A 16,253-nucleotide genomic window follows, 5' to 3' on the forward strand; every position below is an offset into this window, starting at 1 on the left:
ACCACCAGCCCGCTGAGCGGCGACGGCGTCAAGAACCTCAAGGCCATCGCCGTGGATGGCGCCGGCCAGGCGAGCCCGGCCACGGGCGACTACCCGATCGTGCTCGACACCACGGCACCGGCCACTCCGGCCACCGTCATGGCCACGGACGACCAGGGCGCAGTCACCGGCGCCATCCCCGCCGGCGGCTCCACCGACGACGCCTCGCCCACCTTCAGCGGAACCGGCGCCAGGGCCGGCGATACCGTCAAGCTGTATGACGGCGCGGCCCTCATCGGCAGCACCGCCGTCAAGGCCGACGGCACCTGGAGCCTCACGCCCGAGAAGCCACTTGCCAAGGGCGCGCACAGCATCACGCACACGCTCACCGATGCCGCGGGCAACACCAGCGCCGCCAGCGCACCGCTGAGCTTCACGGTCGACACCTCCGGCGTCGTCGTCAGCATCACCCATGCGGTGGACGACCAGGGCAGCAAGCAGGGCAACCTCGCTCCCGGCGCACTCACGGACGACACCACGCCCACCCTGGTGGGCACGGCAACGGCCGGCTCCATCATCACGATCAGGGAAGACTCGAGCGCCCTTGGCTCCACCACGGCGGACACCAACGGCAACTGGAGCCTCGCGCTGCCGGTGCAGGCCGAAGGTGCGCACAAGTACACCGCCACCGCCGTGAACGCCGCCGGCACCAAGGGCGAAGCCACGCTGGCCCTGACCATCGACACCACCGCTCCCAACGTGCCCACCATCGCCAAGGCCACGGACGACGTCGGCTCGGTGCAAGGCCCGCTCGCGACCGGCGGTGCCAGCGACGACACCACGCCCACGCTCTCCGGCGCAGGGGCGACGCCCGGCGACGTCATCAAGGTCTACGACAACGGCAGCCCCATCGGCAGCACCACGGTGCAGGCCGACGGCAGCTGGAGCTTCACGCCCACCACGCCGCTGGCAGAAGGCACGCACCAGCTCACCACCACTTCCATCGACCCCGTGGGCAACGAAAGCAAGCCTTCGGGATCATTCGTCGTCAACGTCGACACCACGCCACCCACCGCCAAGGCCACGCTCAGCGCGATCGGCACCGACACCGGCACGAGCAGCAGCGACTTCGTCACCAGCGATCGCACGCTCGTAGCCACGGTCACAGTCGACAAGGCCATGGAGCCGGGCGCCACGGTGCAGATATCCCTGGACAACGGAAGGACCTGGAACAAGGCCTCGCTGGTCGGCGGCGATACCTACCAGTTCGACAACACGGCCACGGCCCTGACCGATGGCAGCCACACGTTCCTGGCACGCGTGGTGGACGCCGCAGGCAATGCGGGCTCGCCCACCTCGCAAGTCGTCGTCATCGACAACAGCGCACCGACTGCCGACAACGCCGTCGCCATCACCGCCTACATCGACGACGTCGCGCCCAACACCGGCGAGTACGGCACCGGCACCAGCACGAACGACACGACGCCGACGCTCAAGGGCACCGTCTCGGGCCTGAAGACCGGCGACGTCGTCCAGATCTACGAAGGCACCACGCTGCTGGGCACGGCCACCGTGTCCGGTTCCGCCTGGACCTTCGCCACGCCGGCTCTGGCCGACGGCAGCACCCACAGCTACACGGCGGCAATCGCCGATGCCGCGGGCAACAGGGGTACGACCTCGGGAGCCTTCTCGCTGACGGTGGACACCACCGTGCCGACGCAGGCCGTCACCATCGCTTCCTACACCGACGACATCGGCACCAACCGGGGCGACTTCGCCAGCGGCACGAGCACCGACGACACCGCACCGGTGCTCAACGGCAAGCTGAGCGATGCCATCGGCGCCACCGACGTGGTTCGGATCTACGAAGGCACGACCCTGCTGGGCACCGCCACCGTCACGGGCACGAGCTGGACCTTCGCCGTTCCGGCCCTGGCCAGCGGCAGCACCCACAGCTACACCGCGGCAATCGCCGACGCGGCGGGCAACGTCGGCGCAGCCTCCCCGGCCTTCACGCTGACCGTGGACACCACGCCCCCAGCGCAGAGCGTGACCATCACCGCCTACACCGACGACGTCGGCACCAACCGGGGCGACTTCGGCAGCGGCACCACCACCGACGACATGACACCGCTGCTGCGCGGCACGCTGAGCGAAGCCATCGGCGCGACCGAAGTGGTGCGTATCTACGAAGGCACGGCGCTGCTCGGCACCGCCACGGTCACGGGCACCAGCTGGACCTTCGCCACGCCCGCGCTGGCCAACGGCAGCACCCATACATATACGGCGGTGGTAGCCGATGCGGCGGGCAACCAGAGCGCGGCTTCGAGCGCCTTCACACTGACCGTGAGCACGTCCGCGCCCGCGCAGACCACGACCATCACCGCCTACACCGACAACGTCGGGCTCATCCAGGGAGACTTCGCCAGCGGCACGAGCACGGACGACACCACGCCCGTGCTTCGCGGAGAACTGGGCACGGCCATCGGCGCCACCGATACAGTGCGCGTCTACGAAGGCACCACGCTGCTGGGCACCGCCACCGTGACCGGCACCCGCTGGAGCTTTGCCACGTCCACGCTGGCCGAAGGCAGCACGCACAGCTACATGGCGGTCGTCACGGATGCCGCCGGCAACGAAGGCGCGCCCTCCTCGCGCTTCACGCTGACGGTCGACACGACCGCGCCAACGCAGGCGGTGGCCATCACGAGCTATCTCGACAACCAGGACCCGCAGCAAGGCACATTCGCATCCGGCAGCAAGACCAACGACACCGCGCCGCAGCTCAACGGCACGCTCGCAGGCACGCTGGGCGCAGGTGAAGTGGTGGCGCTGTACCGCGACGGCGTGCGCCTCGGCGCCGCCACCATGACGGGCGCCGCGACCTGGACCTTCCAGGACACCGGCCTCGTCGACGGCACCAGCTACAGCTACACCGCGCGCGTCGAGGATGCGGCGGGCAACCGCGGCGGCGCCTCGGCAGTGTTCACGCTCGTCGTCGACCAGAGCGCTCCCTCGGCGGCACCGTCCATCGACAGCATCACGGACGACGTGACGCCGGTCACCGGGCCGATCACGTCCGGCAGCACGACCAACGACGCCCGCCCCGAGCTCAAGGGTTCCGGCGCAGAGCCGAACGGCACCGTCAGGATCTACGACAGCGGCAGGCTGATCGGCACCGCCACGGCCGACGGCACGGGCACATGGAGCTTCACCCCCGCGGCGGGATCGGAACTCTCCAACGGCGCGCACAGCCTGACGGTGAGCAACGTCGATACGGCTGGCAACGAAGGGCCGAAGTCGGTCCCCGTGACCTTCACGGTCGACACGGTGGCGCCAGCCACGCCTCCCTCCATCGACAGCGCCACGGACGACGTCGCACCGGTCGTCGGCCCGATCAGCGCGGGCAGCACGACCAACGACGCGCGCCCCGAGCTGAAGGGCACGGGAGCCGAGCCGAATGGCACCGTCAGGGTCTACGACAACGGCGCGCTGATCGGTTCTGCCACGGCAGACGGCACCGGCAAATGGAGCTTCACGCCCGAGATGGGCAAGGAACTCGCCAATGGTGCGCACAGCCTGGCGGTGAGCAGCGTCGACGCTGCCGGCAACGAAGGGCCGAAGTCGACGCCTCTGGCGTTCACGGTCGACACGGTCGCTCCCACGGTAGCGCCCTCGATCGACGCCCTCATCGACGACACGGAGCCGGTCACCGGCCCGGTCACCCCCGGCGGCACGACCAACGACACCCGCCCCGAGCTCAAGGGCGCGGGGGCGGAGCCCAACGGCATCGTCAGGGTCTACGACAACGGTGCGTTGATCGGCAGCGCCACCGCGGACGCGGCGGGCAAGTGGAGCTTCACGCCCGAGGCTGGCAAGGAACTGGCCAACGGCGCGCACAGCCTGGCGGCGAGCAACGTCGACGCCGCGGGCAACGAAGGGCCGAAGTCGGCACCGACGGCTTTCACGGTCGCCACGGTTGCGCCCACAGGTGCGCCTTCCATCGACAGCGTCACGGACGATGTCGCACCGGTCACGGGCCCGATCGTCTCGGGCAGCACGACCAACGACACCCGTCCTGAGCTGAAGGGCTCGGGCGCGCAGCCGAACGGCACCGTCAGGATCTACGACAACGGCGCGCTGATCGGCTCCACCACGGCGGACGCCTCGGGCAAGTGGAGTTTCACGCCCGAAGCCGGCAAGGAACTGGCCAACGGCGCGCACAGCCTGACGGTGAGCAACGTCGACGCGGCCGGCAACGAGGGGCCGAAGTCCACGCCGCTGGCCTTCACGGTCGACACGGTCGTTCCCTCCACGACGCCGTCCATCGACAGCGTCACGGATGACGTCGCGCCGGTCACCGGCCCGATCACCTCGGGCGGCACGACGAACGACGCCCGCCCCGAGCTGAAGGGCTCGGGCGCGGAGCGGAACGGCACCGTCAGGGTCTACGACAACGGTGCGCTGATCGGCACGGCCGCGGCAGACGCCTCGGGCAAGTGGAGCTTCACGCCCGAGGCTGGCAAGGAACTGGCCAATGGCGCGCACAGCCTGGCGGTGAGCAACATCGACGCCGCAGGCAACGAAGGACCGAAGTCGGCGCCCCTGGCCTTCACGGTAGACACCGTCGCGCCCTCCACGGCGCCGTCCATCGACAGCGTCACGGATGACGTCGCGCCGGTCACCGGCCCGATCATCTCGGGCGGCACGACCAATGATGCCCGCCCCGAGCTGAAGGGCTCGGGCGCGGAGCCCAACGGCACCGTCAGGATCTACGACAACGGCGCGCTCATCGGCACCGCCACGGCGGACGCCTCGGGCAAGTGGAGCTTCACGCCCGAAGCCGACAAGGAGCTGGCCAATGGCGCGCACAGCCTGACCACGAGCAATGTCGATGCTGCGGGCAACGAGGGGCCGAAGTCGGCACCGCTGGCCTTTGCGGTCGACACGGTGGCTCCCTCCTCGGCACCTTCCATCGACAGCTTGATGGACGGCGTCGCGCCGGTCACCGGCCCGATCGCCTCCGGCAGCACGACCAACGAAACCCGACCTGTGTTGAAGGGCGCGGGAGCGGAGCCCAACGGCATCGTCAGGATCTACGACAACGGCACGCTGATCGGCTCCGCCAGCGCCGACGGCGCGGGCAACTGGAGCTTCACGCCCGAAGCCGGCAAGGAGCTGGCCAACGGCGCGCACAGCCTCGCGGTGAGCAACGTCGACGCGGCCGGCAACGAAGGGCCGAAGTCGGCACCGCTGGCATTCACGGTCGACACCGTGCCACCGCCCGTGGCCACCCTGGGCCTGGACAACTACTCGGACAGCTTCGCCGCTGCAGGCACGCTGGCCGCCAATCAATCTTCCGACCGCTACAGCAACGACAACACCTTCGATCTCGTGCTGACCGGCGCCGACACCTCGGCCGCGAGCTATGAGGTGTCCACCGACGGCGGCACGGTCTGGAAGGCAACGACGGCTGCGCAAAGCAACCTGTCCGACGGAAAGTACCTGTTCCGCGCAACCCTCACCGATGCAGCCGGCAACACCACGCCCGCGGCCAGCATCGTCGCCGTGACCGTGGACCGGACCGCCCCCGGGCTCGATCTGCAGCGCGTCGGGGGCAGACTGGTAGCGGGCAAGACCGAAGCCGGCGCGCTGGTCGCGATCGACGTGGGCAACAACGGGTCTGTCGAGGCGAGCGTCACCGCCGATGCCGACGGCAACTGGACCTGGACGCCATCGACGTCGATCGCCGCCAACACGGTCGTCTCCGCCGTGGCCTACGACCTTGCCGGCAATGCGTCGAGCAAGGGCTCGCAAGCCGCCGACACGACCCCACCCGAGGTCACCATCCAGAAGAGCGACGGCACCCGCTTTTCGGGAACGACCTCGGACGCCGACACGCCAACGGTTTCGCCCACCTCGACGAGGCCGATCACGGTGACGCTCAGCGTCGACAGGAACGCCGACGGCGTGATCGACTACCTGCTCCCCTTCACGGCCACGGTCACCGCCGACGGCGCATGGAGCATCGACGCGTCGTCCGCGCCGGTGAATATCGGCGCGATCGTCACGGCCGTGGCACGCGACTACAACGGCAACGCCTCCGCGCCGGCAGTGGTGACGGTGGGCGGCGGCACCAGCCGGATTTCCGGCACCACCAAATCCGACAACTTCGGCTACGACGTGCAGGCCATCGGCGACTTCAACGGCGACGGCTACAACGACTTCGCGGTCGTGGCGCCCCATGGATCGTCGGCCGAGCGCAGCGCGAACAAGTGGAGCGTCAACATCCTCTACGGCAGCAAGCAAGGGCTGCCGGACCTGAGCAGTGTTTCGAACCTGCCTGGAACCGACGGACTGAAGATATTCACTTCGGGTGATATCTCCGACTCGAACATCCTGACCGCCGTCCAGGGCTATGGCGACGTGAACGGCGACGGCTATTCGGACGTGATCCTCTACGACGACAACCTGAACAGCGCCTGGGTCATCTTCGGGAGGTCTTCCGAGGGTGCGGGCTCCGCTCCGGTGAACGTGGATGTGCGCACCATCATCTCGTCCGGCGGCGACAGCAACGGCGTTGCGATCGTGCAGCGCGAGGGCGGGTCGACCTGGTTCGGCGCGGCCGGCGCGCTCGTGGACGTCAACGGCGACGGGTACGCGGACATCATCATGCAGGACTGGCAGCGGGGCACCGGTTCGTCGGGCACCGCCATACTTTATGGGCACGCCGGCGCCGCGGGCTCGGCAGCCTGGTCCAACTACTACGTCGGCTTCACCGGTTCGAGTCCGGCGAGCTATGTCTCGGACAGCCGCAACTCATCGGCGGAAAGCACCCGACCACACACGATCATCTACAACGACAACACGAACGGCTACCCCACCAACGTGATGAACATCGGGGACATCAACGGTGATGGCTACGCGGACTTCGCCTACGGCATGTACAACGCCAGGAATCCAGCTGGCAACATCGATAACGCCGGCGCCATCCAGGTGATCTACGGCACGTCGAAAGGCTTCCCGCAGGATTACAGCCTGCAGACCGACTACACGAACATCAGCAATGGCTTCCGCGTCTACGGCGAACAGGCGAACCAGTACCTGGGCACCTACATCGATCCGGAACCCTACGGCTACCTGTCGAACACGGGCATGCCCATCTCCTCGGGCGACGTCAACGGGGACGGCATCGCGGACATGATCATCGGATCGCCGCAATTCGGGCCGGACGCTGGAGAGCAACGAGGGCCGGGCCGCGTCTACGTGGTCTACGGCAAGGCAGGCGGAGCGGCCTCGGACGTCAACCTCGCCAACCTCTCGTCCGCCGATGGCTTCGTCATCACGGCGTCGGACAGCACGGCGGATGCGATGTTCGGCAACGGGACTTCGGTGGGTGACTTCAACGGCGACGGCATAGACGACATCGCCATCGGCGCGCCACTGGCCGACGTGGGCGGCATCAACAACGGTGCCGTCTACATCCTGTATGGCCAGCAAGGCGGCTACTCCGGGGTCCAGAGTGTCACGGCGGCCTACAGGGGTACTCAATCGGCAACCGTATTCGACGCCAACTATCGCCAGAACGGCGACGCGAACTCCGGATCGATGCTGGGCGTGAACGTGGCGTTGTCCGACCTGAACGGTGACGGGCAGGCAGACCTGGCCCTCGGCTCCGCATATCGAGGAACGTCCGGGGCTCCCGCGACAGGCCACCTGGAGGTGGTCTATGCGGACGCATTCAACTTCACCAACCTGCTGACCGTCGGCGACGACGTCATCAAGGCCACCGATGGCCGGGACAGGCTTTCCGGCGGCGCCGGCAACGACGTCATCACGGGCGTGCGCTCAGGCGACAGCGCCTACGGCGGCGCGGGCAACGACAGGATCCACATCGAAGAAATCAACGGCGTTGTTCGGGTGGACGGTGGCCTGGGCATAGACACCCTGGTGGTCGATGCCTCCAACATCACGCTGGACCTGGCGGCGCTTGGGCTGAAGGTGAAGGGCTTCGAGAACTTCGATCTCGGCACCGGCGCAGCCAACAAGGGCAATGCCCTCAAGCTGCGGCTCTCCGACGTACTGAACCAGCAGAGCAGCACGGGCACGGTGAATGGCACGGGCCAGGGTCATCTGCGCGTTACCGGCGATTCAGACGATACGGTGCAGCTGCTGCATGGTTCGGACAAGTGGAGCAACACCGGATCCAGGACGGTCGATGGAGTGAACTACAACATCTATCACAACAGCACCATGGATTCGGCGAACACGCTGGGAGATATCTGGATCCAGCAGGGCATCTCGGTCATCTGAACGAAGAAAGGGGACCCTTTCGGGGGTTCCCTTCTTTTTCGACCATGTCCATGGAACCACTCGTATGCTGAATCTTCGCAACATGTCCCGCGCCGTCGTCGTCGGCGGCGGGACCGCGGGCTGGTTCGCAGCCCTGACATTGCGCCGCATGTTCGCGCCGCAGGTCGAAGTCCGGGTGATCGAATCGCCCGACATCGGCATCGTCGGCGTGGGAGAAGGCGGCCTGCTCAACTTGGTCGAGGCGCTGCACCGATGCGGCATCGACCTTGACGAGTTCGTACGGGAAACCGGCGCGGCCTTCAAACTTGGCTTTTCCTATGAAGGCTGGCGCACCGGCGCCGAGGACGACCGCTATTACCACCTCTTCGGCCGGCCCGGCCTGCCGGAGACGGACTGGATCGAGCGCGGCTTTTACCCATTGTTCTCGGGCATGGTGCACGAGGGCATCGGCCTGCACCACTACATACCGGGCTTTGCAGAGATCGCATCGAATGCGACGCAACAGGAGGCCGCGGCCATGCTGCGGCAAGGGCCGGGCTCGGGCCTGTCGGCCTCGTTCCATTTCGACAGCCACAAGCTGGCGGACTACCTGCGCCGCGTGGCGGTATCGCGCGGCGTGATGCACCAGCAGGCCCGTGTCGATGAGCTGGTGTGCGACGAGCAGCGCATGGCACGCAGCCTGAGGCTGGACGGTGGAGAAACCGTCGGCCTCGACCTGCTGATCGACGCCTCGGGGCTGGCGCGGCTGGGCATCGGCAAGAAGCTGGGCGTGCGCTGGCACTCGTTCTCCGAGCACCTGCTGCTCGACCGCGCCGTGCCCTTCCATATGCCGCATCCGCAGCCGCACCCTTCGCTGGTCACGCGTGCGATTGCGATGCCTTCGGGCTGGATGTGGCAGATCCCGCTGGTCGAGCGGGTCGGCGCCGGCTGCGTCTTCAGCAGCGCGCACACCGACGAGACCCAGGTCATCGACGAAATCCATCGCCGCATCGGCCCCGACGTCGAGCCGATGCGCGCGCTGCGTTTCGAGCCCGGCCACTTCGAGCAGGTGTGGGTCGGCAACATCATGGCCATCGGACTGGCCTCGGGTTTCGTGGAACCGCTGGAGGCGACCTCCATCGGCCAGATGCTGGAGCAACTGCGCAACTTCGAGCGCATCGTCACCGCCAGCAACGGCGTGGTGTCAGGCTTCCTGATCGAAGGCTTCAACGAGGCCAACGCGCGATGTTGGTCCGGCATCCGCGATTTCCTGCGCATGCACTACGACTGCCCACGGCGCGACACCGCCTTCTGGCGCGACGTGGGGGCCCTGCCACTGCCGGCAAGCTACGCCGAGCTCAAGCAGTGTTTCCAGCAGCGCACGCCGCGGCTCGTCGACGTGCAGGACTACGCCATCCATGGATGGCAGAGCATCTTCCACGTCATCAACTGGCTGTTCGTGGCGGCGCCATTGGGTGTGGTACCGCCCGAAGCGGCAACTGCCGAGCTGGCCAGTCTTCCGGCCGTGAGCCGTCGGCGCGTCGCAACGCGCATGGCCGAACTGCGCAGGAGCTCAGATCTTGCTTGAGGCCATGTACGGTTTCGACGCGATCGCCGCGTCATCGGGACGAAAGCTGCAAAGCATGAGATTCGTCTCGGCCAGCTTCGCGATCTGCGCGGACGACATGTTGGCAAGGAGTTCCGCCAGATCCTTGCCGATGCCCAGGCGGCGCATCGCCACCGCCTCGTCCTGCTTCACCAGCTTCTGCGCCAGGAGCATGTACATCAGGTTGAAGTCGCCAATCTCCTTCTGCAACTGCCTGTCTACGCCACTCAGGTTTTCAAGGGACATCGTATTTCCTCCAGATCTGGTTGGGGAAGGCCGCGCGAGACGACCCTCCAGCGGCCGGCTGCAATCTCCGCGGCATAGGGGGCGGGAATGCTGACGCTGTAGTGGCCGTTCCTGACGACGGCGCAATAGGTGCAGACGGCCCCGCCCGAGGCGTCGTGCAGGGTCCAACGGACGGGCGTGCCATCGGGAGCGGAGTGCGCAACCTCCATGGAGGGCGAGCCGATGTTGGCGCCCACGTGGGCATAGCGCGGATCCACCGTCATCGGCACATGCGCGGGAAAAGGCTGGCTGCCGGACAGGTCGAACCACTCGTCGTGGCTGAGCATGCTGGTCGCCGCCACCTTCCAGATGCGGTGGCGCAGGAAATGCTGGTCGGCGTAGCGCGACGAGAACGGCCGGCTCTGAAGGTATGCGCGGATGTCGCCCGCCATGTCCGTGAAGACGCCCCGGCATGCACCCCACATGCCGGCCAGCATCAGTTCGGTGTGCGAGTGGTAGTCGCGCATGACATGGAACCAGCGGTCGGAGGCGCACCATGCACGCACCGCCGCCTGGTCGCGCGTGGACAACAACGAGTCGGCGTCGCGAAACTGCACGCGATCGACACCGGGATCGTCGAGCGCAAGAAACCGCCACATGGTGCCCGGCAGGTCGTGACCGCCGATGGAGCGCACATCGACGACGGACGCGCCCTCCGCCAGCAGCCGCTCGCAGACGGACCTCGGCACCGAGGCATCGACGTAGAAGCGGCAGACCCACGCAGGAAAGAACTCGCGCGCGGCCCGCACATTGAGCACGGCCATCTCGCAATAGCGCGGATCACCGCCGAACAGGCTGAACGCAATGACGTTGCGCTCGCGACGCCTTTCGTCGAAGCGCGGCAGCACGGGCGATTCGGCGGTTGCGGCTGTCGTTTCTTCCGCCGCCTCCAGGATCTTCAGCTCGAGGGATATGGTGCCGAACTCTCGCACTTCCCTCCACTTTCCCAGTTGCCCCGCCGCCTCCGCAAGGCCGTCATAGACGTTCGGGGTCTTCAGGTACTCGACGACACCGTGATAGATGTCGTATGCCTGCATCGCCCGGCCCAGCCGCATCTGGCACAGTGCCACGTCGGCCAGGGGCTGCGGGCTGCGGGTTGCCTCCCATGCCTGCGTAGCGAACTTCAACGCCCGCATGAAGTCGCCCTGCGCGAAAGCGGCTCGGAACTCCTCTCCCAGCAGGTTCAAGGCCTGTTGCGTGATGGCGGGCCCGCGGCGCGGAATGGGCACTCTTCTCATACGGGTCTTTCAGCGCTCGCGCAAGGCTTCGCGCGCCTTGTTCAGCGGCTTGAGCAGATAGTCCAGCACCGACTTGCTGCCCGTGTGGATGTCGACGTTCGCGATCATGCCGGGCACGATCGGAAAGCTCTCCCCGCGCTTGTTCTTCAGCTGGTCGGCGTCGGTGCGGATGTACACGCGGTAGTAGTACACGTCGCGCTTCACGTCGTCCTGGATGGTGTCCGGCGAAATCGTCGTCACGCGGCCCGGCAGGCTGCCGAAGATGGCGTAGTCGTACGCCGTGACCTTCACCGCCGCCTCCTGGCCCGGATGGATGAAGGCGACGTCGCGCGGCGATATGCGCGCTTCGACCAGCAACTTCTCGTCGAGCGGCACGATCGCCATGAGCCTGCCGCCCGGGGGCAGCACGCCGCCCACCGTGGTCACCGCGATGTCCTTCACAATGCCGCGCACCGGCGACGCGAAGGTCAGGCGCGTGAGAGAGTCGGAGCGCCCGCGCGTGACCGAGCGCTGCGCCTCGATCTCGGCGTTGGCCCTGGCCAGGTCTTCGCGTGCCTTCACGTAATACTGGCTCTTGAGGTCGGCCGCCTTGGTTTCGGCTTCGTTGATCTGCCGCTTCAGGCGCAGCACCTCGACATCGCTTGCGGCGCCGCGAGCCACCAGCGGCTCGGTCAAGGCAAGCTCCCTGCGCATCAGCGACAGCGCCTGCGTCACGCCAGAAAGGCTGCTCGCGAGCTGGTCGCGGCGCGACTGGTAGAGCGCGGTCTCCGTGCGCACCAGGTCGGCGTCGGAACTCACTTCGGCGGGAAACACCAACGGCGTGCCTCCCACCTCGGCCGTGAGCCGCGCCGACATGGCCAGCGCGGCGCGCACGCGCGAAGCGCTTTCCTGCACGGTCGATTCGGTCTTCGTCCTGTCGAGCTGCGCGAGCACCTGCCCCTCCTCGACGATGTCGCCCTCGCGCACCTTCAGGTCGACCAGGATGCCGCCCTCGAGCGACTGGATCATCTGCTCGCGCGACGACGGCACCACCTTGCCCGCACCGGTGGACACTTCGTCGAGCCTGAAGAGCCAGGCCCACGCCAGCAGCGCGAGCAGCAGTGCCGCAATGATCCACACGAGCAGCGATGCGCGCGGCAAAGGAGGCTCGGGCGGAGAATAGTAGGCGGCGGGCGCGGTCCTGGAGCGTTCCGTCGTCTGGAAAGGAGACTTCGCGCGTGGCGGCTTCGCCCCCGAAGCAAGACCGGGCGGCATCGTCATGCCGACCGTGGTGGCTGGCGCCTTCACCCGCATTTTCTCAGGCGTTGCCATGTGAGAGCCTTCCAAGAACCTGTTCCTTCGAACCATCCATCACGATGCGGCCGCCATCGATCACCACGATGCGGTCCACCCACTGCAGCACCGGCATGCGATGCGTTGCCACCACCAGCGTGCGCGGCCCCATCCAGTTGCCGACCAGATCGATCACGTGCCGTTCAGTGACCTCGTCGAAATGCGCGGTCGGTTCGTCGAGCAGCACGATCGACGGCTGCCGGATCAGCGTGCGCGCGAGCAGCAATGCCTGCCGCTGCCCGCCGGACAGACCCAGGCCGCCCTCGTGAATGAGTTCGTCCAGCCCCTCGGCGCGCGACTGGAGAAATGGCAAGGCACCCGCCATCGCGATGGCCTCGAACACCTGGTCGTCGGTGGCCAGCGGCATGCCCATGGTCACGTTCTCGCGGATGGAGCCGTGGAAGAGCCGCGCGTTCTGCGTGAGCAGGCCGACGTCGCGGCGCAGGTCGGCCGGGTCGATCAGCGAAAGGTCGAGCGAATCGAGCGCCACGTGGCCCTGCTGCGGCGACTGCAGGCCGGACAGCAGTTGCAGCAACGTGGATTTGCCCGCGCCCATGCGGCCCAGCAACGCGACCTTCTCGCCTGCCTGAATCTGCAATTGCGCGACTGCGAGCGCCGGGCTCTTGTCGTCCTTGCCATAGCGAAACTCGACGCCGGCCAGTGCGTAATGCCCGTGCAGCGCCGGCGCATGCACCAGCCGCGTGCCGTCGGCCTGGTCGACCGGGCGCTGCATGAGCTGGTCGAGGCCGGCGCGCGCCACCTTGGCCTGCTGCCAGCGCGCGAACACGCTCGACAACTGCGCCAGCGGCGAGATCATGCGAGACGCGAGGATCGACGAGCCCACCAGCGCGCCCGTCGTCATGTCGCCGCGCATCACGAGGAAGCAGCCCGCCAGCAGCACCACGGCATACACGATGGTCTGCACCTCTTGCGTCCACGTCATGAGCATGCTCGTGAGAAAGCGTTGCCGCATGCTGACGCCGGCGGACACGTCGTTGACGTGGTTCCACTGGTTCTGGAAGCGCGGCTCGGCACGCATGAGCTTGATGTCCTCGATGCCTTCGACCGCCTCGACCAACAGGGCGTTGCGCAAGGCCGATTCGCGCATGCCTTCGCTCGCCAGGCGCGCCAGCGGCTTCTGGATGAGCAGGCCCGGAATGACCAGCAACGGCACCGCCGCCAGGGCAACCAGCGCAAGCGGTCCGGCCACCAGCCAGAGAACGACCAGGAACAGCAGGAAGAACGGCAGGTCGGCCACGGCGGAGATGGTGGTGGAGGTAAGCAACTCCCTCACCTGCTCCACCTCGCGCACCTGGGCGATGAAGGAGCCTGTCGACTTCGAACGCGCATTGGTGCGCAGACGCAGCGCATGGCCGAACACGACGTCCGACACCTTGAGGTCCGCGCGCTTGCCGACCACGTCGGAGATGTGGGTGCGCGACACGCGCAGCATGAACTCGAAGGCCACCGCCAGCATCACGCCACCGAACAGCACCCACAGCGTGGGCTCCGACTGCGCGGGCACCACGCGGTCGTAGATCTGCATCGAGAAAATCATCGACGCCAGTGCCAGCACGTTCGCGAACATCGAGGCGAGCATGATGTCGCCGTAGCGCCGCCAGTCGCGCAGCGCGATGGCCCGGAACCAGTTGGCCTTGTAGGGCTTGATGTAGTCGTCCACGCGCGCATCGGGCACGGCGGTGTTGGGCCGCAGCACGGCCACGCGTTTCGCGCGGCGGCGCAGCTCGTCGAGCGGCAGCGCCGTCTCGAGGCCATGGTCGCCCCCGAGCAGCACGCCCAGCTGGCCACGGCCGTTGGAGGCTCGCACCACGCCGACCTCGCCGTTGTCGAACTCCACCACCAGCGGCAGGCGCCATGGGTCGAGCAGCGTTTCGGAGAATTCGCCCAGCCGCACCGTCAGGCCGAGCTGGCGCGCCATGTGATCGAGCAGCGTGTCCAGCGGCGCGCCGCGCTCCCAGGCCAGCGAGACGCGCACGTTCTCCTCTGAAGCGCCTATGCCGTAGTGGCGGGCGACGAAAAGCATGGCGTCGAGCCAGCTCGTGTACTGCGAAGGCAACTTCATGGAAGCACCTCGATCCCCTGCACGGTGGTGTTGTTCAGGCCGTAGTACGCGCGGGACTGCCCGGTGGCGCCTATGTAGCCGACGCGGCTGGTCCAGAGCTCGTGCAGCACGGCCTCTTCGTCGGCTGCGGCCTGGTGGATCTCCTGCTCGGCATTGAGCAGGTCGAGAATGGAACGGGTGCCGAGCGTGTACTGCTCGCGGTAGAGATCGCGCGCCTCGGCGATGCTTCGGCGCCGGTCGGCCAGCACGCCCAGGCGCGCCTGCGCGCCGATGACCTGCTCGCGGAAGTTGCGCACCTGGTCGCCGGCATTGAGGCGGGCGGTCTCGATGCGCATGCGCGCAGCCTGTTCGGCCGCGACGGCGGCGTTGACCTGCGCTTCGAGCGCACCACCTTGGTAGAGCACGCTCGACAGGTTGAGCATGACCGAGTGGGAGCCGCCGCTGCGCTCCGGAACACCGGAGTTCATGCCGCCCATGGGCCGGTTGACGGAAGCGTCGAGGCTGAGCGTGGGATAGCGCTGGGCCCTGGCGACTTCGAGCTGGGCGGTGGCGACACGGCGTTCGGCTTCGGCGGCCAGCACCTCGGGCATGAGGCTGGTGTCGGGCTGCATGTCGACGCGCAGTTCGCTCGCCAGATGCTCAGGCAACGGTGCCATGCGCGGCGGCACGGAACGCCCCAGCAGCGTACCCAGGCGCTCGCGCCACTGCGCCAGCTGCGACTTCACCTGCAGCAGGTTGGCGCGTGCGCTGTCCACGCGCGACTCGGCCTGGATCGGATCGGCCTTGGTACTGAGGCCCGCATTGGCGCGCAGCTGTGCGGTCTGCAGCACTTTCTCGACCGCCTGCACCTGCTCCTGCGCAATGGCGACGAGCGATTGGTAGCGGTGCGCCATGACCACGGCTTCGGCCGCCTGCTGCGCGACGGCGTCGATCTGCTTGAGGATCGTCGCCTGCTGGCGCTGTACCTGCGCCTCCGACTGGCCGACCGCACCCGAGACCTTGCCGAAGTCGTACAGCATCTGCGACACCGATGCGGTGGCGAGACCGCCATTGCTGCGCCCCTGGCCCGCGGCGCCGCGGTCGTTGACGCCCGCGCCCACACCGACACGCACCAACGGGTAGTAGCCGGCGCGTGCCACGTCCACGCCGCCGGACTGCTGCGCTAGCACGGCGATGGCGTCGGAGATGGACGGATGGCGCGCCACCGCCTGCCGCACGGCATCGGCAAGTTCCAGCGGCGTCGTGGTTTCGGCAGCCTCGGGCAATGCGGGGCCGGGCTTGACGCCCAGTTCCTTGGCCAGCGTGCTCGGAGCGAGGCGCCGGGACAGCTTCAGCTCGCCGTCGCTGCTTTGCGCGAAGGCGGGCGCACAGGCCGCGAGCAGGCAGGCCGCAGCCAACCGGGGTCGAATGAGTTTTTTGTTCATGTTGTTTTTTCAGG

Annotated in this window: 7 protein-coding genes; 2 read left to right on the forward strand and 5 right to left on the reverse strand. The window is 67.5% G+C overall.

Annotated features, from left to right (window positions below):
• Positions 1–51: 51 nt before the first annotated feature.
• Both AC1RVW_RS26710 and AC1RVW_RS26715 read left to right on the forward strand, forming a co-directional pair.
• Positions 52–8,292 carry an Ig-like domain-containing protein gene (locus AC1RVW_RS26710; protein WP_493203617.1) on the forward strand — a complete coding sequence of 2,747 codons (8,241 nt, stop codon included), beginning with the start codon at positions 52–54 and terminating at the stop codon, positions 8,290–8,292.
• A gap of 82 nt (positions 8,293–8,374) precedes the next feature.
• Entirely contained in the window at positions 8,375–9,859 is a 1,485-nt protein-coding gene (locus tag AC1RVW_RS26715; protein ID WP_493203618.1) for a tryptophan halogenase family protein, read from the forward strand.
• On the opposite strand, the gene AC1RVW_RS26720 is transcribed toward AC1RVW_RS26715, so the two are convergent.
• From AC1RVW_RS26720 to AC1RVW_RS26740, 5 genes are all read right to left on the reverse strand, one after another.
• The gene (locus AC1RVW_RS26720; protein ID WP_106935159.1) at positions 9,845–10,123 is read right to left on the reverse strand and encodes a flagellar transcriptional regulator FlhD; all 279 of its coding nucleotides are present in this window, start codon (positions 10,121–10,123) and stop codon (positions 9,845–9,847) included. The two genes, AC1RVW_RS26715 and AC1RVW_RS26720, sit on opposite strands and share 15 nt — an antisense overlap.
• Positions 10,105–11,349: a tetratricopeptide repeat protein gene (locus AC1RVW_RS26725; protein WP_493203619.1), complete on the reverse strand. Its 1,245-nt coding sequence runs from the start codon at positions 11,347–11,349 to the stop codon at positions 10,105–10,107. Before AC1RVW_RS26725 ends, AC1RVW_RS26720 begins: the two co-directional genes overlap by 19 nt.
• 60 nt (positions 11,350–11,409) lie before the next feature.
• Positions 11,410–12,540, reverse strand: coding sequence for a beta-barrel domain-containing protein (locus tag AC1RVW_RS26730; RefSeq protein WP_493203620.1), 1,131 nt, complete (start codon positions 12,538–12,540; stop codon positions 11,410–11,412).
• Positions 12,541–12,697: 157 nt separating this feature from the next.
• Positions 12,698–14,815, reverse strand: coding sequence for a type I secretion system permease/ATPase (locus AC1RVW_RS26735; protein WP_106935161.1), 2,118 nt, complete (start codon positions 14,813–14,815; stop codon positions 12,698–12,700).
• On the reverse strand, positions 14,812–16,239 hold the full coding sequence (locus AC1RVW_RS26740; RefSeq protein ID WP_493203621.1) for a TolC family outer membrane protein: 1,428 nt from the start codon (positions 16,237–16,239) through the stop codon (positions 14,812–14,814). Before AC1RVW_RS26740 ends, AC1RVW_RS26735 begins: the two co-directional genes overlap by 4 nt.
• Between the last annotated feature and the right edge of the window lie 14 nt (positions 16,240–16,253).

The organism is Variovorax sp. MPBD4-3, assembly GCF_058809745.1.

Coding starts and splice junctions, on each gene's coding strand:
- AC1RVW_RS26720 (WP_106935159.1), bottom strand. CDS start 10,123: ATGTCCCTTGAAAACCTGAGTGGCGTAGACAGGCAGTTGCAGAAGGAG.
- AC1RVW_RS26735 (WP_106935161.1), bottom strand. CDS start 14,815: ATGAAGTTGCCTTCGCAGTACACGAGCTGGCTCGACGCCATGCTTTTC.
- AC1RVW_RS26715 (WP_493203618.1), top strand. CDS start 8,375: ATGTCCCGCGCCGTCGTCGTCGGCGGCGGGACCGCGGGCTGGTTCGCA.
- AC1RVW_RS26740 (WP_493203621.1), bottom strand. CDS start 16,239: ATGAACAAAAAACTCATTCGACCCCGGTTGGCTGCGGCCTGCCTGCTC.